At 69.0% G+C, this 19,729-nt stretch carries 17 protein-coding genes; 9 read left to right on the forward strand and 8 right to left on the reverse strand.

Annotated elements, in window-relative coordinates:
- Nucleotides 1-83: 83 nt before the first annotated feature.
- Together ACLBV5_RS05165 and ACLBV5_RS05170 are read left to right on the forward strand one after the other, a co-directional pair.
- Nucleotides 84-2,369 carry a TonB-dependent receptor gene (locus ACLBV5_RS05165; RefSeq protein ID WP_447605018.1) on the forward strand — a complete coding sequence of 762 codons (2,286 nt, stop codon included), beginning with the start codon at nucleotides 84-86 and terminating at the stop codon, nucleotides 2,367-2,369.
- A gap of 82 nt (nucleotides 2,370-2,451) precedes the next feature.
- On the forward strand, nucleotides 2,452-3,129 hold the full coding sequence (locus ACLBV5_RS05170; RefSeq protein WP_447605019.1) for a Fe2+-dependent dioxygenase: 678 nt from the start codon (nucleotides 2,452-2,454) through the stop codon (nucleotides 3,127-3,129).
- A gap of 13 nt (nucleotides 3,130-3,142) precedes the next feature.
- Here ACLBV5_RS05170 and ACLBV5_RS05175 read toward each other — a convergent pair whose 3' ends face one another.
- On the reverse strand, nucleotides 3,143-4,744 hold the full coding sequence (locus tag ACLBV5_RS05175) for an ATP-binding protein (RefSeq protein ID WP_447605020.1): 1,602 nt from the start codon (nucleotides 4,742-4,744) through the stop codon (nucleotides 3,143-3,145).
- A gap of 118 nt (nucleotides 4,745-4,862) precedes the next feature.
- Nucleotides 4,863-6,251 (reverse strand): UDP-N-acetylmuramate--L-alanine ligase, encoded by a 1,389-nt coding sequence (locus ACLBV5_RS05180; protein ID WP_447605021.1) that lies wholly within the window; start codon nucleotides 6,249-6,251, stop codon nucleotides 4,863-4,865.
- Between the two features lie 76 nt (nucleotides 6,252-6,327).
- Here ACLBV5_RS05180 and ACLBV5_RS05185 point away from each other — a divergent pair, with 76 nt between their 5' ends.
- On the forward strand, nucleotides 6,328-7,167 hold the full coding sequence (locus ACLBV5_RS05185) for an LD-carboxypeptidase (protein WP_447605022.1): 840 nt from the start codon (nucleotides 6,328-6,330) through the stop codon (nucleotides 7,165-7,167).
- Between the two features lie 21 nt (nucleotides 7,168-7,188).
- On the opposite strand, the gene ACLBV5_RS05190 is transcribed toward ACLBV5_RS05185, so the two are convergent.
- Nucleotides 7,189-7,680, reverse strand: coding sequence for a retropepsin-like aspartic protease family protein (locus ACLBV5_RS05190; RefSeq protein ID WP_025978628.1), 492 nt, complete (start codon nucleotides 7,678-7,680; stop codon nucleotides 7,189-7,191).
- An 88-nt stretch (nucleotides 7,681-7,768) separates the two neighbouring features.
- Nucleotides 7,769-7,996: a DUF1289 domain-containing protein gene (locus tag ACLBV5_RS05195; RefSeq protein WP_447605023.1), complete on the reverse strand. Its 228-nt coding sequence runs from the start codon at nucleotides 7,994-7,996 to the stop codon at nucleotides 7,769-7,771.
- Between the two features lie 146 nt (nucleotides 7,997-8,142).
- On the opposite strand from ACLBV5_RS05195, the gene ACLBV5_RS05200 reads away from it, so the two are divergent.
- Nucleotides 8,143-8,304, forward strand: a complete 162-nt coding sequence (locus tag ACLBV5_RS05200) for a hypothetical protein (RefSeq protein WP_167309526.1) — start codon at nucleotides 8,143-8,145, stop codon at nucleotides 8,302-8,304.
- A 126-nt stretch (nucleotides 8,305-8,430) separates the two neighbouring features.
- The gene (locus ACLBV5_RS05205; RefSeq protein ID WP_134582286.1) at nucleotides 8,431-9,228 is read left to right on the forward strand and encodes a crotonase/enoyl-CoA hydratase family protein; all 798 of its coding nucleotides are present in this window, start codon (nucleotides 8,431-8,433) and stop codon (nucleotides 9,226-9,228) included.
- Between the two features lie 194 nt (nucleotides 9,229-9,422).
- On the opposite strand, the gene ACLBV5_RS05210 is transcribed toward ACLBV5_RS05205, so the two are convergent.
- From ACLBV5_RS05210 to ACLBV5_RS05220, 3 genes are read right to left on the reverse strand one after another with little or no spacing between them, the layout of a single operon-like run.
- On the reverse strand, nucleotides 9,423-10,439 hold the full coding sequence (locus ACLBV5_RS05210; protein WP_134582287.1) for an HlyD family secretion protein: 1,017 nt from the start codon (nucleotides 10,437-10,439) through the stop codon (nucleotides 9,423-9,425).
- 23 nt (nucleotides 10,440-10,462) lie between these two features.
- Nucleotides 10,463-11,218 carry an ABC transporter ATP-binding protein gene (locus tag ACLBV5_RS05215; RefSeq protein ID WP_191744078.1) on the reverse strand — a complete coding sequence of 252 codons (756 nt, stop codon included), beginning with the start codon at nucleotides 11,216-11,218 and terminating at the stop codon, nucleotides 10,463-10,465.
- Nucleotides 11,215-12,387 (reverse strand): ABC transporter permease, encoded by a 1,173-nt coding sequence (locus tag ACLBV5_RS05220; RefSeq protein ID WP_134582289.1) that lies wholly within the window; start codon nucleotides 12,385-12,387, stop codon nucleotides 11,215-11,217. Before ACLBV5_RS05220 ends, ACLBV5_RS05215 begins: the two co-directional genes overlap by 4 nt.
- A 185-nt stretch (nucleotides 12,388-12,572) precedes the next feature.
- On the opposite strand from ACLBV5_RS05220, the gene ACLBV5_RS05225 reads away from it, so the two are divergent.
- The 4 genes from ACLBV5_RS05225 to ilvA all read left to right on the forward strand — a co-directional run bounded on the left by ACLBV5_RS05225 (nucleotide 12,573) and on the right by ilvA (nucleotide 19,184).
- Entirely contained in the window at nucleotides 12,573-14,666 is a 2,094-nt protein-coding gene (locus tag ACLBV5_RS05225; RefSeq protein WP_447605024.1) for a S46 family peptidase, read from the forward strand.
- Between the two features lie 260 nt (nucleotides 14,667-14,926).
- Nucleotides 14,927-17,044, forward strand: a complete 2,118-nt coding sequence (locus ACLBV5_RS05230) for a S46 family peptidase (protein ID WP_447605025.1) — start codon at nucleotides 14,927-14,929, stop codon at nucleotides 17,042-17,044.
- Nucleotides 17,041-17,568 (forward strand): GNAT family N-acetyltransferase, encoded by a 528-nt coding sequence (locus ACLBV5_RS05235; protein WP_447605026.1) that lies wholly within the window; start codon nucleotides 17,041-17,043, stop codon nucleotides 17,566-17,568. Before ACLBV5_RS05230 ends, ACLBV5_RS05235 begins: the two co-directional genes overlap by 4 nt.
- Before the next feature lie 98 nt (nucleotides 17,569-17,666).
- Entirely contained in the window at nucleotides 17,667-19,184 is a 1,518-nt protein-coding gene (gene ilvA / locus ACLBV5_RS05240) for a threonine ammonia-lyase, biosynthetic (RefSeq protein WP_447605027.1), read from the forward strand.
- Between the two features lie 110 nt (nucleotides 19,185-19,294).
- Here ilvA and ACLBV5_RS05245 read toward each other — a convergent pair whose 3' ends face one another.
- Nucleotides 19,295-19,696, reverse strand: a complete 402-nt coding sequence (locus tag ACLBV5_RS05245) for a host attachment family protein (protein WP_025978619.1) — start codon at nucleotides 19,694-19,696, stop codon at nucleotides 19,295-19,297.
- Nucleotides 19,697-19,729 lie beyond the last annotated feature (33 nt).

Raw genomic sequence — 19,729 nt, forward strand, 5'->3', positions numbered from 1 at the left:
GATTTAGTCGCAGGAGTCAGATTGTCGCACCCCTAAATGGTGCTAATGCGAGCCGGTCTCAATCATAGATCGGTTCCTCCCCCATGTCCGACGCTCGCCCTGACACTCGCTCCGCCGCTCTCAAGGCGCTCCTGTTCGCGTCCAGCGCCGCCGGCATGCTGTGTGCGGCGCCCGCGATGGCGGCCGCCGCCGACGAAGCCGCTCCCGCCGATGGCGTGATCAGTCAGGACGCCACCCACCTGGGCACGGTGGACGTGAACGGCCATCGCGTGAAGCGCGAGCCGAAGGACCCGCAGTTCGTCGCCCCCCTGGTCGACACGCCGCGCGCCGTGACCGTGATCCCGCAGCAGATCATCGAACAGACGGCGGCCACCTCGCTGCAGGACATCCTGCGCACCTCGCCGGGCATCACCTTCGGCGCGGGCGAGGGCGGCCAGCCCCTGGCCGACCGGCCGTTCATCCGGGGCCAGGCCTCGGGCAACAACATCTTCGTCGACGGCGTGCGCGACACCGGCGGCCAGCAGCGCGAGGTCTTCAACCTGGAGCAGGTCGAGGTCATCAAGGGCGCCGATTCCGTCTATTCCGGCCGGGGTTCGGGCGGCGGCAGCATCAATCTGTCGTCCAAGGCGCCGCGCCTGACCAACTTCGTCCACGGCTCGGCCGGGGCGGGCACGGACGATTATCTGCGCGGCACGGTGGACGCCAACTGGCAGGTCGGGCCGACCGCCGCCATGCGCTTGAACCTCATGGCCTCGCAAGGCGACGTGCCGGGCCGCAACGGCGCCGATTTCGACAAATGGGGCGTCGGGGCGTCGATCGCGGCGGGTCTGGGCACGCCGACGACCGTCACGGCCAGCTACTACCACCTCGACAGCAATCAGCTGCCTGACTACGGCGTCCCGCTCTACACCAAGCTGGGCGGGGCGACGGCGCCGCGTCCGGACGCCTCGGGCGTGCTGGACGTCCCCTCCGACAGCTTTTACGGCCTGAAGGCGCGCGACTATCTGAACAATACGGTCGACAGCCTGACGCTGGAGGTCGAGCACCGCTTCAGCGACAATCTGGCCCTGCGCAACGTCACCCGCTACTCGCAGACGCTGAACGATTACGTCGTCACCAACCCCGGCGACGGCGGCGCGGCGCAGCTGATCGACGGCGTCTGGTGGATGAAGCGGGGCCTGAAGTCGCGCTGGAACCCGGCCGAGACCCTGGCCAACGTCACCGATCTGCACGGGTCCTTCCTGACGGGTTCGATCAAGCACGACTTCGACGTCGGCGTGGAGCTATCGCGCGAGAAGAACCGCAACGCCTCCTATACGGTCACGACCCTGACCGGCACGGCCTGCCCGGCGCCGCTGACGGGGCTGGACTGCACCCCCGTCTATGCGCCCAATCCGAACGACCCGTGGACGGGCACGAAGACGCGCGGTCTGGTCAGCCAGGCCGACACCGATTCCGTGGGCGTTTACGCCTTTGACGCCATTCACCTCAGCGACCGGCTGATCCTGAACCTGGGCCTGCGCTGGGACGACTATTCGGTCGAGGGGCAGAACGCCTCGGGCACGGTGGCGGCGCCGGTCTATACCGCCACGCGCGGCGACTGGGACTTCGTCAACTATCAGGTCGGCCTGGTCTATAAGCCGACGGCGAACAGCAGCGTCTACGCCGCCTGGTCGACGGCCTCGACGCCGCCGACCATCTCGGCCGGCGATCAGAACACGGGCACGACCAACGGCAGCGCCAACTTCGTCGCCACCGTTCTCGACCCTGAGGAGACCGAGAGCTTCGAGATCGGCGCCAAGGCCAATCTGTTCGGCGACCGTCTGGCGCTCAGCGGCGCCCTCTTCCACCTGACCCGCAAGAACGCCGCCATTCTTGTGGCGCCGGACCGCTATGAGCAGGCGGGCGAGGCCAGGGTGCAGGGTCTGGAGCTGGGCGTCTCGGGCAACATCACCGACAAGTGGCAGGTGTTCGGCGGCTACACCTGGATGGACTCCGAGCTGGTGCGCGGCGCCTACAACAGCATCAACGTGGGCGATCCTCTGGCCAATACGCCCGAGCACAGCGCCAGCCTGTTCACCACCTATCGCGTCCTGCCGAAGCTCAGCCTGGGCGGCGGCGTCTACTACGTGTCCAAGTCCTGGGGCGGCAACCAGGGCGGGGCCGGCGGCGGCGCCAATCGCGTCTATGCGCCGGACTACACGCGCGTCGACCTGTTCGCGTCCTACGACATCAACGAGCGCGCCTCGCTGCAGCTGAACGTCCAGAACGCCGGGGATGAGGACTACATCATCCGCACCAACGGCGTGCACCACGCCGACGTCGCCCCGGCGCGCCAGGCGATCCTGACGCTGAACGTCCGCTACTAAGAGGCCGCGTTTCGCGTCATCCTGTCGGCCCCGCGCTTTCACAAGTCGCGGGGCCGATATGTCTCCAGACGGTGAGAGAGCCATGCTGCTGCACATCCCCGACGTCTTCACCAAGGCCGAGGTGAAGGCGCTGCGCCAGACCCTGGACGCCGGTCCCTGGGCGGACGGCAACATGACCTCGGGCCATCAGTCGGCGACGGCCAAGAGGAACCGGCAACTGCCTGAGGACAGCCCACAGGCGCGCGAGGTCTCGGCCCTGGTCGTTCAGGCGCTGAACGCCAATCCGATGTTCGTCTCGGCCGCCCTGCCGCACACGATCTTTCCGCCCCTGTTCAATCGCTATGAGGGCGGCGGCGAGTTCGGCCTGCACGTCGACAACGCCATCCGACAACGCGGCGCGCACCGCATCCGCAGCGACCTGTCGGCCACCCTCTTCCTGTCCGAGCCCGAGGACTACGACGGCGGCGAGCTGATCATCGAAGAGATGTACGGCGCCCAGTCGATCAAGCTGCCGGCGGGCGACCTGGTCCTGTATCCGTCCAAGAGCCTGCACCGGGTGACGCCTGTGACGCGCGGCGCCCGCGTCTCCAGCTTCATGTGGCTGCAGAGCCTGATTCGCGACGACGCCGACCGCGAAAGCCTCTTTCGCCTCGACGTGGCGATTCAGCGCGTGAACCTGGACAAGGGGCCCAAGGATGCGGCCGTGATCGAACTGACCGGCGTCTATCACAACCTGCTGCGGCGCTGGTCCGAGGTGTGACGCCTCGGCGCGCTCAGGCCGCCTTCGCCGCCTCGCCGCGCGACAGGGCCAGCCGGATCGCGTTCAGCAGGGCGTCGGGCTGGATCGGCTTCTGCGCCACGCCGTCCATGCCCGCCGCCAGATAGGCCGCTTCGTCGCGCGGATCGGCGTTGGCGGTGAGGGCCAGAATGGGCAGGGCGGCGGCGGGGCCGGGCAGGGCGCGGATCGCCCGCGTCGCCGCCACCCCGTCCATCACCGGCATCTTCACATCCATCAGGATCAGGTCGAACGGCGCGGCGGCCGCGCGCTCCACCGCCTGGCGCCCGTTCTCGGCGGTCTCGTGAGTGCAGCCGAACAGCTCCAGCACCTTGCCGGCGACGAAGCGGTTGGCGGCGTGGTCGTCCACCACCAGCACGTGCAGGGTCTCATGCAGCGTCGGCGACGCCTGACGATCCTCGGCGCGGCGAGCGTCGCGCTCCGCCAGCGGCAGATGCAGTTCGAAGCCGAAGCGCGCCCCGCCCTGCGGCGAACGCTCCACGGTCAGCGCGCCGTCCATCCGTTCCACGATCTGGCGGCAAATGGCCAGGCCCAGCCCGGCGCCGGCGCCCTGTCGCCCCGCCTCGCCGGTGTTGAACGGCTCGAAAATGGCGCGCGCGGCCTCGTCGCTGACGCCCGGGCCGCTGTCGTCCACGGTCGCGGACAGGCGCACTCGTCCATCATCCAGCGCCGTCGCCAGCCGCACCGCGACCGATCCGGCCTCGGTGAACTTCAGGGCGTTGCCGATCAGATTGTTCAATAGCTGTTTGAGCCGCATCTCATCGCCGACGACCCATCGCGCGGCCGTCAGCTCCGCCTCGACCTGCAGTTCCAGCGCCTTCTCCTCGGCGCGCGGGCTCCACAGGGCCGACAGGTCTGCGGCCACCGACTGCAGGTCCAGCGGAGCGGGCTCCAGCGTCAACATCCCCGCCTCGGCCCGTGACATATCCAGCGCGTCGGTCAGCAGCCGCAGCAGGCTGGCGCCCGAATCGAGGATGGTGCGGACGTGGGGCCGCAGGTCGTCCTGCGTCAGCTGCCGCTCCATCAGGGCGGCCACCCCCAGAACGCCGTTCAGGGGCGTGCGGATCTCGTGGCTCATCACGGCCAGGAATTCGGACTTGGCCCGGCTGGAGGCGCGGGCTTCGGCCTCGGCCCTCACCAGGTCCTGGGCCAGATCAGCCATGGCCTCGGCGCGGCGTTTGTGGATGGCCACCCCGGCCTGGAGCACGTGCAGGCCCGCCCCCACGCCGACGTAACGGCCGCGCGAGACGACGATAAAGCCTTTCAGCAGCGCGCCCAGCCCGGCCGCGTCCATCGACTGGAACAGCATGTCGGCCGAGGCGTCGGCCTCCACCACCATCGGCGCCGCGTCCATCAGCGCCGAGATCGGGCGCCGGACATACAGGGCGCGTCCGAACTCGGCCGCCAGCTTCAGGGTGAAGGCGTTGCGCTCGATCAGGCCGACGGGGCGCCCCTCGGCGTCGGCCACGGCGATGACCAGGGTTTCCGGCTCGGCCTCGAACCGGGCCAGAGCCTCTGCGCCCAGGGCGTCGGGCGCCATCGGCGCCGAGGCGTCCACGAAATCTCCTATCCGGGCCATTTCCCAGCCGTCTCCTGCTTCTTGCCGGAGCAGGGTTAGGCGAGGCGGCTTAACAGCCGCTTTGCCGGAAATGAATGTTTTACAAGGCTAATTTGACGGATGGTCCGACGGCGGACAGTCAGATCCGCGCCAGCAGCTCGGCCGCAAAGGTCGACAGGCTGTCGTCGCGCGCGCCCATGACCACCACCCGGTCGCCGGGCCGGGCCATGTCCACGATGCGGTCGCCGCAGTCGGCGCGGGTCGCCAGCGCCTGCGCCCGACGTCCCGCCGCGCGCACGCCGGCCGCTATGTCCTCGCTGCCGACGCTGCGGTCGGTGGTCCCGCCGTAATAGACCGGCTCGGGCATCAGCAGCACGTCGTCCTGCCGCATCAGCCCGGCGAAGCCCTCGACGAACTCCTGCTGCATCAGCTTCAGCGGGCCGAAGCCGTGCGGCTGGAACAGGATCAGCAGCCGCCCGTCAAAGGCGTGCAGGGTCTTCAGGGTGGCGGCGATCTTGTCCGGGTTGTGCGCGAAGTCGTCGATGACGGTGACGCCGCCCTGCGTTCCCACCACCTCCAGCCGCCGCCGGATGCCGCTGAAGGTCTCCAGCGCCGCGACCGCCTGATCCAGGCCGACGCCCAGCGCCCGAACCGCGCCCAGCGCCGCCAGAGCATTGGCGACATTGTGCGCGCCCGGCACGGTCAGCGTCACCGCCCGCGCCGCCTCGCCGCGCACCCGCAGCTCGAAGGTCATGCCGGTCGGCAGAGGCTGAAGGTCGTGCGCCGACAGGTCCGCCTCTTCCTCGCCCAGCGCAAAGGTGATCGCCTTGTCGGGAGCCAGCGTCTGCGCCAGCGCCGCCGTCTCGGGATTGTCCAGGTTCAGCACCGCCGTCGCCGCCCGGCCGACGAAGCCGCCGAATAGGTCGCGCAGCTCCTCCATCGACTTGTGGTCCAGCGAGATGTTGGAGACCACCGCGACCGTCGGGTCATAGCGGGCGATGGAGCCGTCGCTCTCGTCCACCTCGGCGACGAACAGATCGGGACCGCCGACCAGGGCGCTGGCGAACGGCTGGTCGGGCGTGGCGAAGTTCTTCATCACCGCCCCGTTGACCACGGTCGGCGCGCGCCCGGCCTGATCCAGGATCCAGGCCACCATGCCGGTGATGGTCGACTTGCCGCTGGTGCCCGCCACGCCGATCGAGGTCGGGGCCGCGTTGAACAGTTCGCTGAGCAGTTGGGGCCGGGTCTTGATGACGGCGCCGACCCGCTTGGCCGCGCCGATGTCGGGCACGGTGTCCTCGACCGCCCCGGTGGCGACCACCACCTGATCGGCGCTGACCACGCCCGATCCGTCCTGCGGGTGAAGGGCGACGCCGTGGGCGCGCAGCCAGTCGAACTTCTCGGGCGTGCGTCCCTGATCCAGCGCCCGGTCGGAGCCTGAGATGCGGCCGCCCTGCGCCTGAACGATCATGGCCAGCGGCATCATGCCCGAGCCGCCGACGCCGCAGAAGAAGTAGTCTTTGTTCATCGGCTTGATTTCAATGCGGGAAACCGGGGAAGGTCCGGCCTGACTAGCACGCAAGACGCTCAAGGCCATCCCGTCCATGCAGACCAGACCGTTCCGAATCGGCGTCGTCAACGCCAGCTCCCGTCTCGAACCGGCGCGGGGCGAGGCGATCCGGGCCTGGGCGGCGGCGCAGTGGCCGGACGGGGCGGTCGAACTGGTGCTGCACCCGGCCCTGTATGACGTCCACGGCCATTTCGGCGGCGACGACGCCACCCGCGCCCGCGCCTTGGTCGAGACGGCCAACGACCCCGACATCGACGCCGTCTGGTTCGCGCGCGGCGGTTACGGCGCCTGCCGCATCGCCGAGGCGGTGATCCCCGAGCTGACCGCCCACGCCTGGGCCAAGCGCTATCTCGGCTATTCGGACGCCGGCAGCCTGCTGGCGGCGCTGTATCGCGCCGGGTTTCCCCACGTGGCGCACGGGCCGATGGCCTCGGACGGGTCGCGCCATGACGCCACGGGCCTGCGCGCCGTGAACTGGCTGAGGCACGGCGACCCGGCCTCGCTGGAGCCGTCCCTGCGGAGCGACCTGCGGCCCGCCGTCGGCTTCAACCTGACCATCCTCAACGAACTGGTCGGCACGGCGATCGAGCCGGATCTGACCGGCCACGTCGTCATGCTGGAAGAGGTGTCCGAGGCGCTTTACCGCGTCGATCGGATGATGTTCCACCTGACCGGCCAGGCCTCGATCCGCCGCATCGCCGGCATCCGTCTGGGTCGGGTGTCGGACGTGACGGCCAATGATCCCGAGTTCGGCCTGACGGCCGAAGAGATCGTGCGCCACTGGTGCGTGCGCTCCGGCATCCCCTATCTGGGCGCCGCCGACATCGGCCATGACCGGGACAATAAGGTCGTGCCGTTCGGCCCGCGCGGCTGAGGCCCAAGCTGCCTTTCAGGATCAGCCCTTCAGGATCAGCCCGTCGGGCCGCGCCTCAAAGGCCGACAGCCGGCCCAGGAAGCTCATCCCCAGCAGGGCGGCGGGCATGTCGCGGTCGATCACCAGGGCCTCGACCGAGGTCAGCTCGACCCCCGCCACCGACACGGACGTCAGCAGCACCCGCGCGGCGGGCGTCTGGCCCGAGGCGGTGTTCAGGGTCTGGTTGAAGTCATGCGGCTTCAGCCGCACGCCCAGCCGCTCGGCGTCGGCGCGGCTCAGCGTCACCGCGCTGGCGCCGGTGTCGACCAGCATCCGCATCGGCCGCCCTTCGACGGTCGCCTCGGCCCAGTAGTGACCATCGGCCGCGCGCGTCACCGACGGCGCCTCCTTCAGCGCTACGGCGGCGTAGGCCTTGGCCGGCCCCTCCCACCACATCAGGGCGCCGGCGCAGGCGCAGGCCGACGCCAGGGCGGCGGCGAAAACGACAGCAGAGCGCGGGTCAAAGCGGATCATGAAAGCGACTATGCCGCCGGGGTCTTCCCATGCGGTGAAGCGACGTGGCGAACGAAAGGTTGACGCCGGACCGCTGATCGCCGCCGGCTCACTCGCCCAACAGCCTGGGGTCGATCCGGCTCTTGCGGCCCGGCAGGTCGGCCATGACGTCGGCGCGGCCCTCGTCCGTCATCCGGCTCCAGGTCGCGATCTCCTGCAGCGTGCGCAGACAGCCCAGGCACAGGCCCGAGGCGCCGTCGACGGTGCAGACCATGACGCAGGGGCTGGCGATGGAGCGGGGCGGGGGCGTGGGACATGGTTCGTGACGGTATCGCAACAATGAGTCCGAGGACGGACTATAATTTCTTGACTTTTCGCGCCAGGCGGCTATATTCACCGTCGACGCGAAACGACTGACAGGGTGAGAGTCCCAAAAAGCACGACGTGTCTTCTTTCATCGTTCAACGAAAGGAGACGCCAAAAATGAACGAAAACAAAGAGCGTAATCTCCAGCACGCCATGATGTCCTTCGCCCTATTCGGCGGGATGCTGGTGAACACGAAGCAGATGAACGGCGCCGGCGACCGCGTGGTCAGCCACCCGTCCAACTTCGTACCCATAACGATCAAACGGCCGCGCGCGTAGTCGCGAGACTGGATGATCCAGCCAGAAGCCCCGGTCAGAACGACCGGGGTTTTTCAATTCCGCCCTTGCCATCGCCGCGCGCCCTGGCCGAAACCGACGGCTTCACCGGCAAGGAGGAAGCCCGCCATGAGTCTGATCGTCCAACAGCGCAAAGGCGCGGTCATGGTCTGGACGCTGGACCGGCCCGACCGGCTGAACGCCCTGCCGGACCTGGAAGACGGCGAGGCCTTCGCCGCCGCCTGCGACGCCGTCAACGCCGACCCCTCGATCCGCTGCGTCGTGATGACCGGGGCCGGACGCGCCTTCTCGGCCGGCGGCGATCTGAAGGCGATGAAGGACCGCCGCGACCTGTTCGAGGGCTCCGGCGCCGCCATCCGCGAACGCTATCGCCGCGTCGTCCACCGCATCGTGCGCGCCCTCTATGGGTTGGAGGTCCCGCTGATCAGCGCCGTCAACGGTCCGGCCATGGGGCTGGGTTGCGACATCGCCGGTCTGGGCGACATCCGCATCGCCTCCGAGCGCGCTAGCTTCGGCGTGCCCTTCATGAAGCTGGGCATCATCCCCGGCGACGGCGGCTCATGGCTGTTGCCTCGGAACATCGGCTACGCCCGCGCCGCCGAACTGCTGTTCACCGCCCGCTCGATCGACGCGGCGACGGCCGAGCAGTGGGGTCTGGTCAACCGCGTCGTCGCCCATGAGGCGCTGATGGACGAGGCGATGCAGACGGCGGACCAGATCGCCGCCCAGCCGCCCCAGGCCCTGCGCATGGCCAAGAGCCTGCTGCGTCAGGGCCGCGACATGAACTTCGACCAGATGCTGGAGCTGTCCGCCGCCATGCAGGCCCTGGCCCACCTGACCGACGACCACATCGAAGGCGTGAGCGCGGTGCTGGAGAAGCGGGCAGGGGAATTTACGGGGAACTGAGTTCCTCTCTTCCGCTCACCCCGGCGGACGCCGGGGCCCAGTGAGAGCCGCGTGCACAAGGTCTGCGATCCTTGTCATCGCGCTTGAGGCCAAAGGACTGGATCCCGGGTCCGCCGGGATGAGCGGGAGAGTATGCGCCAACAAAAAAGGGGCCCCTCGCGAGGCCCCTTTTCCGTCTTCATCCCGATCCGCCCTTACGCCCGGGCGGGGGCCTTCATGGCGCGCGTGGCGGGCACGCCGGTCGAGGCGTTGTCGCGCTTGGCGCCCGCCGTTTCGCCGGGCTTCATGAACTTGACCAGCACGCGCTGGCCGATCAGCAGCGGGGCCTCGTCGACGGCGACCACCACCTCGACCACGCGCTCGTCGGTGCGTTGCGACGGGTCGTCCGAGGCCAGCTTGCGGGCGCCGAAGACGGCGGCGCGGCGCAGCACCTTGCCGACATAGACCTTGGTCGGATCGCCTTCGGGAGTGATCTCGACGGCCTGATCGACGCTGACGTTGGGGATGTCGGCCTCGACGATCTCGGCGCGGGCGATGCGCGGGGCGGCGGGCTCCAGGTCGAACATGTTCGACACGTTCAGGGTCGAGGCGCCGGCGCCGGGGTTGGCGTAGCGGCGCACGATGCGGCCGTCGGCGGGCGAGCGGATCACCGTCAGCTCGACGTTATAGGCGGCCTGATCGCGGCGGGCGCGGGCGGTCTGGACGGCGGCCTGCTGCGAGGCGAGGCGGGCCTGCGCCTGGGCGATGGCGTCGCGGGCCTGATCCATGCGCTGGGCGGCGACGAAGTTGGTGGCGACCAGTTTCTGCAGCCGGTCGTGCTCGCGCTGGGCGGTGGCGATGTCGACGTTGATCATGCGCAGCTGGCTTTCGGCCTGTGCCAGATCGGCCGCCGCCGTCTGCAGCGACAGGCGCGGCTCGTCGTCCTCCTGACGGGCCAGGATCTGACCGGCCTTCACCAGGTCGCCTTCCTGCACCAGGACGTCGCGCACCACGCCGCCGCGGCGCGCCGCGATCTGGATGATGCCGCCCTCGATGTCGATCTTGCCGTTGGCGATGGCCGAGTAGGGGCTTTCGACCTTCTTGTCGGCGGCCTGCGCCAGTTCAGCCTTCTTGGCGGCGCCGGCCTTCTGCATCAGGCTCAGGCCGATGACGATGGCGATCACCAGCGCCAGGCCGATCCAGAGCCATTTGTTTTTCAGGAATGCGGGCATGGGGGTCCTCAAGGGGATCGGGGTCAGTGCGACGCCAGGATGGCTTCGGGATTGGGGGTGCGGCGCTGATCGTCGATGATCACGCCGTCTTCGATGTGGATCACCCGGTCGGCCCAGGCTTCCAGGCGCGGGTCGTGGGTCACGCAGATGACGGCTGCGCCGTGTTCGGTGGCCGCCCGGCGCAGCAGGCGGATGACCACCTGCCCGTTCTCGCCGTCCAGCGCCGAGGTCGGCTCATCGGCGAACAGGATCTGCGGGTCCTTGGCCAGGGCGCGAGCGATGGCGACGCGCTGCTTCTCGCCGCCGGACAGGGCGGCCGGGCGCTGGTGCAGGCGATGGCCCAGACCGACCTCTTCCAGCGCCAGGGCGGCGCGCTTCTTGGCCTTCTCCGGCGACAGGCCCTGATACTTCAGCACCGTCGTCACCTGCTGCAGCGCGCTGAGCGCCGGGAACAGGTTGAAGCCCTGGAAGATGAAGCCGCAGTGATCCAGCCGGAACTTGTCGATCTTGCCGCCCGACAGCTTCCACAGGTCGTCCACGTCCAGGGCGTCGACGCGCCCTTCCTCGGGCCGCAACAGGCCGGACAGGGCGGCGATCAGCGTCGACTTGCCCGAGCCCGACGGGCCCATGACCATGGTCAGGTCGCCGTGGCGGGCGTCGAAATCCACGCCCTTCAGCACCTCGACATAGGACCGGCCGGACTTGAAGCGCTTGACCAGTCCCTTGGCTTCCAGGGCGAACTCGCCGTGCCTGCCTTGAACTTTCGTATGTTTGTTCATCGCAGCAGGTCCGCAGGTTGGCTCTTCTTCAGGATGCCCATCGACAGGAAGCCCGACAGCATGGAGATGGCGATCAGGCCGCCGCCGACCACGATCAGCAGCATGGGCGGCAGGGCGATGATGACGGCGTTGGACAGGGCCAGCAGGGACAGCAGCCAGGTCAGCAGGATGGCCGCGCCGACCCCCACCATGCCGACCCAGAAGCTCAGCTCCATGACGATGCGGCGCAAGCTGCCCATGCCGACGCCCAGGGCGCGCAGAGAGGCGAACTCCTTGATGTTGGCCATGATGGCGCCGCGCAGGGTCTGCCAGGTGATGGCCACGCCGATGATGATGCCCAGCACGACGCAGCCGCCGATGATGATGACCAGGATGCCTTCCTCGAACATGGCGCCGGCGTTGGCGTCGGCCAGTTGCTGGCGGGTCCAGGCCTTCCACTGGCCGTTGCCCATGGCGTTCAGCTGGGCGACCACGACCTCGGCGCGGGCCGGGTCCTTGATCTTGAGCATCAGCGGGCCGACGCGCGGCCCCTCGAAGGCCTGGCCCAACATCCGCAAGCTGTCGCGCGACATGACGATCGTCGGCTGCATCATGTTGGGATAGCCGCGCAGGACGCCCACCACGGTCACGGTCTGGCCGTTGAACAGGGCCTTGTCGCCCAGCTTGACGCCCAGCGGCGTCAGCGCCGTCTCGTCCACCGCCACGGTGAAGGGCTGGCGCAGGGCCTCGACCAGTTCGTCGGAATAGTCGCGCGGGATGGTGACCGAGCCGGGCGCGGTGTCGATGATGTTGACCAGGACGCTCTTCTGGCGCGGCGCGCCCTGCTTGGCGCGATCGGCGGCCGTGGCAGTCGGGTCGACGTTCTTGATGTTCTGGAAATTGCCGCCCGACATGTCGAGCGTCTTCACCTCGACCACCTCGGGATGGTTGTAGGCCAGCGGGACAAAGCGTCGCGGCATGCCCATCGGCCCGCTGAACAGGGCCTTGGCGCCGGGCTGCATGATGAAGATGTCGGCGCTGGAGCGCTCGATGGCGGCGGTGAATCCCTTGCCGATGCCGATGAAGACCCCGGTCATGGCCAGAACCAGCAGCCCCGACAGGGCGAGCGCCATGACGGCGGCCATATAGCGGCGCCACTCAAAGAGCAGCGTGGATAGCGCGAGCGACATGACGCGTATTCATTCCCCTGACTTGCACTGTTATCTGACGCTCTGGCCGCGCTTGGCCAAGTTAAATCGGGGTAAGGCTGGCTCCGCCGGATTTGTTACGGGGCTTGAGGGGGCGCCCCTCGCGGGTTTAGTGACGACTTCAACAGCAAGGCGTGGGCGTGGTGTCCCGCCTCTCGGAGACGCCTATGTCGGTTCGCCGCACCCTTTCCTTCACCGCCTCGCTGGCCGCCCTCGGCATGGCCGCCGTGGTGGTCAACGCTCCCGCCTCGGCCGCGCGCGCCGACGAGGGGATGTGGACCTTCGACACCTTCCCGATCCAGACGGTCAATGAGAAGTACGGCACGCGCATCGACCAGGCCTGGCTGGACCGCGTCCGCAACGCCGCCGTGCGCCTGCAGGGCTGCTCGGCCTCCTTCGTGTCGGGCGAAGGCCTGATCCTGACCAACCACCACTGCGTCATCTCGTGCGTCCAGGACCTGTCGACGGCCCAGAACGACTACGTCAAGAACGGCTGGATGCCCGCCACGCGCGAGGAAGAGAAGACCTGCCCCGGCCAGACGGCCGAGGTTCTGACCGACATCACCGACGTCACCGACCGCGTCCTGGGCGCCGGCTCGGGCCTGGAAGGCGCCGCCTTCGTCGCCGCTCGCTCGGCCGAGATCGACAAGATCCAGAAGGAAGCCTGCGGCGACGACCGCAAGCTGACGTGTCAGGTCATCAGCTTCTATCGCGGCGGCAAATACGCCCTGTACAAGTTCCGCAAGTATGAGGACGTGCGTCTGGCCTTCGCGCCGGAGTTCCAGGCGGCCTTCTTCGGCGGCGACCCGGACAACTTCAACTTCCCGCGCTACGCCCTCGATGCGGCCTTCCTGCGCGCCTATGAGGACGGCAAGCCGGTCGCCTCGCCCAACCACCTGAAGTGGAACCCCAACGCCCCCACCGACGGCGAGCCGACCTTCGTGGCCGGCAACCCCGGCTCGACCTCGCGCCTGCTGACCATGAGCCAGCTGGAGCGCCTGCGCGACCAGCAGATCCCCATCACCCTGATCCAGAGCGCCGAACTGCGCGGCCGTCTGGTCGAGTATTCGACCCTGGGCGAGGAAGAAAAGCGCGTCGCGCTGGACCCCATCTTCGGTCTGGAGAACAGCTTCAAGGTCTACTACGGCCAGCAGGGCGCCCTGACGGACCCCGCCTTCATGGCCAAGAAGCGCCAGGAAGAGGCCGAGCTGCGCCAGCGCGTCGCCGCCGACCCGGCCGTGGCCGAGCGCATCGGCGACCCCTGGGGCGATCTTGAGAAGGTGCAGGCGACGGCCCGCGACCTCTATCTGCCCTATCGCCAGCTTGAGGCGAACGCCGGTGGCGGCTCGACCCTGTATTCCTACGCCCGCGCCATCGTCCGCGCGTCGAAGGAGCGCGCCAAGCCCGCCGCCGAACGCCGCGCCGGCTACGCCGACAGCGACATCGCCGCCCTGGGCCGCCGCCTGGCCTCGGACGCCCCGATCCCGGTCGGCGTCGAGGAGATCCAGCTGTCGCACTGGATGCTGAAGACCCGCGAATATCTGACGGTCGACAGCGCCGATGTGAAGGCCATGCTGGGCGCCGAAAGGCCCGAAACCATCGCCGCGCGCCTGGTGCAGAGCCGCCTGATCGACCCGGCCTTCCGCGCGCAGGCCCTGGCCATGACGCCGGAGCAGCTCGCCGCTTCGGGCGACCCGATGATCGCCTTCGTCCTGGCCAACGACGACGCCGCACAGGCCGTGCGCACCCAGTGGGACGCCGGGGTCAACGCCCCGACCGCCCGCGCCGCCGAAAAGGTCGCCCAGGCCCGCTTCGCCGTCTACGGCGACAACCTGTACCCCGACGCCACCTTCTCCTTGCGCCTGTCCTACGGCCAGGTGAAGGGCTGGACCTATCGCGGCGTCACCGTGCCGTCCTTCACCTACATGGGCGGCCTGTACGAGCGCGCCACCGGCGCCGAGCCGTTCAACGCCTCCGAGCGCTTCCTGGCCGCCAAGGACCGGATCAACAAGGACGTGGTCTACGACTTCGTCTCGACCAACGACATCATCGGCGGCAACTCCGGCTCGCCGGTGATCAACGCCAAGGGCGAAGTGATCGGCGCCGCCTTCGACGGCAACATCCACTCGCTGGGCGGCTCGTTCGGCTATGACGGCGAGCTGAACCGCACGGTCAGCGTCTCGACCGCCGCTGTCACCGAGGCCCTGCGCAACGTCTACAACCAGCCGCGCCTGCTGCGCGAACTGGGCGTGCGTCGCTAAATAAGGCGACTTTCTCCTCCCCACATCGTGGGGAGGGGGACCACGAAGTGGTGGAGGGGCCTGCGACAGCAGAACCAAGCAGCCCCTCCGTCTCGTCGGCTTCGCCGCCGATCCACCTCCCCATCGCCATGCGATAGGGAGGAAAGGTTACGCCCCCGTCTGACGCATCGGCCTACTAGCTTTCTTCCTGCCGATTTCAGACTATTCAGACGAATTAGACTCTGTTTTTTCCTCGCCGGAGTCTGAATCAGGAGCTTCTCATGCGTCACATGCTGTTCGCCTCGGCCGCCGTCCTGGCCTTCGCCGCCGCCTCTTCCGCCAAGGCCGAGGAGGGCATGTGGACCTATGACAACTTCCCCATCGCCCGCGCCAATCAGACGCTGGGCACGAACATCGATCAGGCCTGGCTGGACCGCGTGCGCCTGTCGTCGGTGAAGTTCGGCGGCTGTTCGGCGGGGGTCATCTCGGCCGAGGGGCTGGTGATGACCAACAACCACTGCGTCTCGTCCTGCGTCGCCAACCTGTCGACGCCCCAGCTTCAGTATAATGAGAGCGGCTTCACCCCCAAGAGCCGCGAGGAAGAGCTGCAATGCCCCGGCGCCTCGGCGGAAATCCTGACCGACATCACCGACGTCACCGAGCGGGTCCAGAAGGCGGGCGCTGGTCTGGACGGTCAGGCCTACACCCAGGCGCGCGAGGCCGAGGCCGGCCGCATCGAAACCGAAGCCTGCGGCGACGACGCCAAGATCCGCTGTCAGGTGGTCAGCCTGTATCGCGGCGGCCAGTTCAAACTCTACAAGTTCCGCAAATACTCCGACGTGCGTCTGGCCTGGGCGCCGGAAGACCGCGCCGCGACCTTCGGCGGCGACCTGGACAACTTCTCCTTCCCGCGCTTCGCTATCGATGCCGCCTTCATCCGCCTGTATGAAGACGGCAAGCCCGCCGCGACCCCGACCCACTTCACCTGGAACCCGAACAAGCCGACCGAGGGCGAGCCCGTCTTCGTCACCGGCAACCCCGGCTCGACCCAGCGTCTGCTGACGCAGGCCCAGCTGATGACCATCCGCGACGTGGTCCTGCCGCTGGACCAGCTGATCGCGTCGGAGCTGCGCGGGCGTCTGATCCGCTATTCGGAAGAGGGCGAGGATCAGGCCTTCATCGCCATGGACCCGCTGTCGGGCGTCGAGAACACCTATAAGCGCGGGCGCGGCCGGATGGCGGCTCTGATCGACCCGGCCTTTATGGATCAGCTGGCCGGGCAGGAAACCGTCTTCCGACGCGGCGTGGCAGAGAACGAGGCCCTGTCGGCCGAGGTCGGCGATCCCTGGGCCGTTTTGGCGCAGGTCCAGCCGATCGCGCGCGAGCTCTACGCCCCGATGGCCCTGCTGGAAGGCGGCACCGGCATGGGCACCACCTCGGTGGCGGGCGGCTCGCCCCTGTTCAGCTGGGCGCGGGCCATCGTGCGCGGGGCGCAGGAGCGCGCCAAGCCGTCGGATCAGCGCCTGCCCGAGTTCGCCGACAGCCGCCTGCCGGGCGTGCAGTCCAGCCTGTTCGCCGCCCGCCCGACCTATCCGGAGCTGGAGCAGATCCGTCTGGAATGGTGGCTGTCCAAGACGCGCGAATGGCTGACCGTCGACAGCCCTTACGTCCGCACCCTGCTGGGCAAGGAGAGCCCCGAGGGCCTGTCCGCCCGTCTGGTCGAGGGCACCAAGCTGGCCGATCCGGCCGTGCGCCGCGCCCTGTGGGAAGGCGGCCTGCCCGCCGTTCAGGCCTCCACCGATCCGCTGATCCAGTACGTCCTGGCCATCGACGCCGACGCCCGCGCCGTGCGCGCTGACTGGGACAACAAGGTCAAGGCGCCGACCGACCGCGCCTCGGAACAGCTGGCCGCCGCCCGCTTCGCCGTCTTCGGCGACGCCGTCTATCCGGACGCCACCGGCACCCTGCGCCTGACCTACGGCCGGGTCGAGGGGACCGACGTGCCGGGCCAGCGCATCCCCGCCTTCACCACCTTCGCCGGCCTGTGGGACCGGGCGACCGGCGCCGAGCCGTTCAACGTCGCGCCCAAGCTGCTGGCCGCCAAGGACCGCATCGACCCGAACGCGGTGATGAACATGGCCGTCTCGTCCGACACCATCGGCGGCTCGTCCGGCTCGCCCGCCGTGAACGCCAAGGGCGAGATCATCGGGGCCAACTTCGACTCCACCGTCCTGACCCAGCGCAACGCCTACGGCTATGACCGCAACGTCAACCGCAGCGTCATCGTCACCACCCAGGCCGTGACCACGGCCCTGCGCGACGTCTACGGCATGGACCACCTGATCAAGGAGTTGGGCGTGGATGCGCCCAAGGCCGCCCCGCGTCGGGCGCGCCGTTGAGCGCCCCGGTCTTCCGCCCCGCGGCGCCGGACGATGTTCCGGCGCTGCGCGCCCTGATCGAAAGCGCCTATCGCGGCGACGCTGCCCGGGCCGGCTGGACCCACGAGGCCGACCTGCTGGAGGGCCAGCGCACCGACGAGGCCGAACTGCGCGACATCCTCGCCGACGCCTCGCGGGTCATCCTGCTGGCCGAGGTCGACGGCGCCCTGATCGGCTGCGTTCAGGTGGCGGATCAGGGGCAGGGTCTGTCCTATCTGGGCCTGCTGACCGTCGACCCGGCGCGTCAGGCGGGCGGTCTGGGCCGGTTGCTGATCGAGGTCGCCGAGGCCGAGGCCGCCGCCCGCTTCGCCGCCACGAGGATGGAGATGACCGTCATCCGCCAGCGCGCCGAGCTGATCGCCTGGTACGAACGGCGCGGCTATCGCCTGACCGGCGAAACCCGCCCCTTCCCGCTGGACGACCCCCGCTTCGGCCTGCCCCGCACGCGCGACCTGGCCTTCGTGGTTCTGGAGAAGGCGCTTTAGATCAGGAGGGGAGGGCGCAATTTTCGTTCTCATAAGGTTTTGTCTGTCCTAGACGGGCACACGCTTCGTCCTCCCGTGGCCGCCTGATCGAGATCATCGTGCAAGACACCGTCCGCCGCATCCTGACCGCCCGCGTCTATGACGTGGCCGAGGAGACCCCCCTCGATCCGCTGAAGCGGCTGTCGGGGCGGATCGGGCGCCCCGCCCTGCTGAAGCGCGAGGACCTGCAGCCGGTCTTCTCGTTCAAAATCCGCGGCGCCTACAACCGCATCGCGGCGCTCAGCCAGGCCGAGCTGGCGCGCGGGGTCATCTGCGCCTCGGCGGGCAATCACGCGCAGGGGGTGGCGCTGGCGGCGGCCAAACGCGGCGCGTCGGCCACCATCGTCATGCCGACCACCACCCCCGGCATCAAGGTGGCGGCGGTTCAGGGGCTGGGCGGCCGGGTCGTGCTGCACGGCGAAAGCTTTGACGACGCCTACGCCCACGCCCGCGCGCTGGAAAAGGAAACCGGCGCGACCTTCGTCCACCCCTTCGACGACCCCGACGTCATCGCCGGGCAAGGGACGGTGGGGCTGGAGATCCTGCGCCAGCACGCCGATCCGATCGACGCCGTCTTCATCCCCATCGGCGGCGGCGGGCTGGCGGCGGGGGTGGCGGCCATCGTCCGCTTCCTGCGTCCCGAGACGCGGCTGATCGGCGTCGAACCGGCCGAGGCCCCGACGATGAAAAGCGCCATTGAGGCAGGGCGCGTCGTCGATCTGGATCAGGTCGGCCTGTTCGCCGACGGGGTGGCCGTGCGCCGCGCGGGCGACGAGACCTTCCGCCTGTGCCGCGACCTGCTGGACGAGATCGTCCTGGTCGACACCGACGCCATCTGCGCCGCCGTGAAGGACATCTTCGACGACGTGCGGGCGGTGGCCGAACCGTCGGGCGCCGTGGCGCTTGCCGGCCTCAAGGCCTGGGCCGCGCGCAACCCCGGATCGGGGGCGTTGGTCGCGATCAACTCGGGCGCCAACGTCAACTTCGACCGCCTGCGCCACGTCGCCGAGCGGGCCGAGATCGGCGAGGGCGCGGAAGGCCTGTTCGCGGTCTCCATGCCCGATCGGCGGCACGACTATCACCGCTTCCTGCAAAGCCTGGACGGCCGCTCGATCACGGAATTCAATTATCGCTGGTCCGGCGACGGCACGGCGCAGATCTTTGTCGGCGTAGCCCTGCGCGACGGCGCCGCCGAGCGTGAAAGCCTTCTGCGTCGCCTGACCGCCGACGGCTATGCCGTCGTCGACATGAGCGACAACGAGACCGCCAAGCTGCACGTCCGCCACATGGTCGGCGGACGCACCATCGGCCTGCCGCATGAGCGGCTGCTGCGCTTCGAGTTCCCCGAGCGGCCGGGCGCCTTCCTGCGCTTCCTCAACAGCCTTCAGCCCGCCTGGGCCCTGACCCTGTTCCATTATCGCAACCACGGCGACGACGCGGGCCGGGTGCTGGCGGGCGTCAGCGTCCCGCCGGATCAGGCGGCGGCTCTGACGAAGGCGCTGGACGACCTGGGCTATCCGTACGTCGACGAGACGGACAACCCGGCCTGCCGCCTGTTCCTGGACGGGGCGGCCTGACCACCGGCGCCGTCCCGGACGCGGCGCAGCCGCTGTCCGGGACCGAGGTCTGGGCGGTCCCGGCTCTCCGCCTCGCCAGCGCGGCCGCAGCCGGGATGACGGGCGTTATGTCACGCCCGGCTGATCGCCTCGGCCACCTCATCGGCCGGGCGGCCGGTCAGGTCCTTGGCGATTTCGCCGACCAGCAGGCCTTCCAGCGTCTTGTGCCAATGCTTGCGCAACTGCCCCAGGGTCTTGGGCGCGGCGACGACGGCCAGGGCCTCGAACTTGTTGGTCAGGGCCATGTGGTTCAGCGCCTCGGCCACGCCCATGGCGAAGCCGTCCTCGGCCTGGGTGTCGTTGTCGGGGTTGGCGTCGCTGGAGCGGCGGCCCGGCGCGCCGGACAGGCGCTCGGGGATTTCGGGAGTCGCCATCGGCTTGAGCTGGATGTCGAGGTTGTGGCCGGTGTTGCGGAACAGGCTCAGCTTCTCGCCGTCGGCGACGGCGACCAGAGCCCCGTTGGGCAGGTTCATATCAGACTCCACATATAAGCGCCGAAAGGAAAG

The sequence above is a fragment of the Brevundimonas sp. M1A4_2e genome (assembly GCF_053345555.1).

Excerpts from the sequence above, each read along its gene's own strand:
- ACLBV5_RS05165 (WP_447605018.1), top strand. The coding sequence starts at position 84 with ATGTCCGACGCTCGCCCTGACACTCGCTCCGCCGCTCTCAAGGCGCTC.
- ACLBV5_RS05170 (WP_447605019.1), top strand. The coding sequence starts at position 2,452 with ATGCTGCTGCACATCCCCGACGTCTTCACCAAGGCCGAGGTGAAGGCG.
- ACLBV5_RS05175 (WP_447605020.1), bottom strand. The coding sequence starts at position 4,744 with ATGGCCCGGATAGGAGATTTCGTGGACGCCTCGGCGCCGATGGCGCCC.
- ACLBV5_RS05180 (WP_447605021.1), bottom strand. The coding sequence starts at position 6,251 with ATGAACAAAGACTACTTCTTCTGCGGCGTCGGCGGCTCGGGCATGATG.
- ACLBV5_RS05185 (WP_447605022.1), top strand. The coding sequence starts at position 6,328 with ATGCAGACCAGACCGTTCCGAATCGGCGTCGTCAACGCCAGCTCCCGT.
- ACLBV5_RS05190 (WP_025978628.1), bottom strand. The coding sequence starts at position 7,680 with ATGATCCGCTTTGACCCGCGCTCTGCTGTCGTTTTCGCCGCCGCCCTG.
- ACLBV5_RS05200 (WP_167309526.1), top strand. The coding sequence starts at position 8,143 with ATGAACGAAAACAAAGAGCGTAATCTCCAGCACGCCATGATGTCCTTC.
- ACLBV5_RS05205 (WP_134582286.1), top strand. The coding sequence starts at position 8,431 with ATGAGTCTGATCGTCCAACAGCGCAAAGGCGCGGTCATGGTCTGGACG.
- ACLBV5_RS05210 (WP_134582287.1), bottom strand. The coding sequence starts at position 10,439 with ATGCCCGCATTCCTGAAAAACAAATGGCTCTGGATCGGCCTGGCGCTG.
- ACLBV5_RS05215 (WP_191744078.1), bottom strand. The coding sequence starts at position 11,218 with ATGAACAAACATACGAAAGTTCAAGGCAGGCACGGCGAGTTCGCCCTG.
- ACLBV5_RS05220 (WP_134582289.1), bottom strand. The coding sequence starts at position 12,387 with ATGTCGCTCGCGCTATCCACGCTGCTCTTTGAGTGGCGCCGCTATATG.
- ACLBV5_RS05225 (WP_447605024.1), top strand. The coding sequence starts at position 12,573 with ATGTCGGTTCGCCGCACCCTTTCCTTCACCGCCTCGCTGGCCGCCCTC.
- ACLBV5_RS05230 (WP_447605025.1), top strand. The coding sequence starts at position 14,927 with ATGCGTCACATGCTGTTCGCCTCGGCCGCCGTCCTGGCCTTCGCCGCC.
- ACLBV5_RS05245 (WP_025978619.1), bottom strand. The coding sequence starts at position 19,696 with ATGAACCTGCCCAACGGGGCTCTGGTCGCCGTCGCCGACGGCGAGAAG.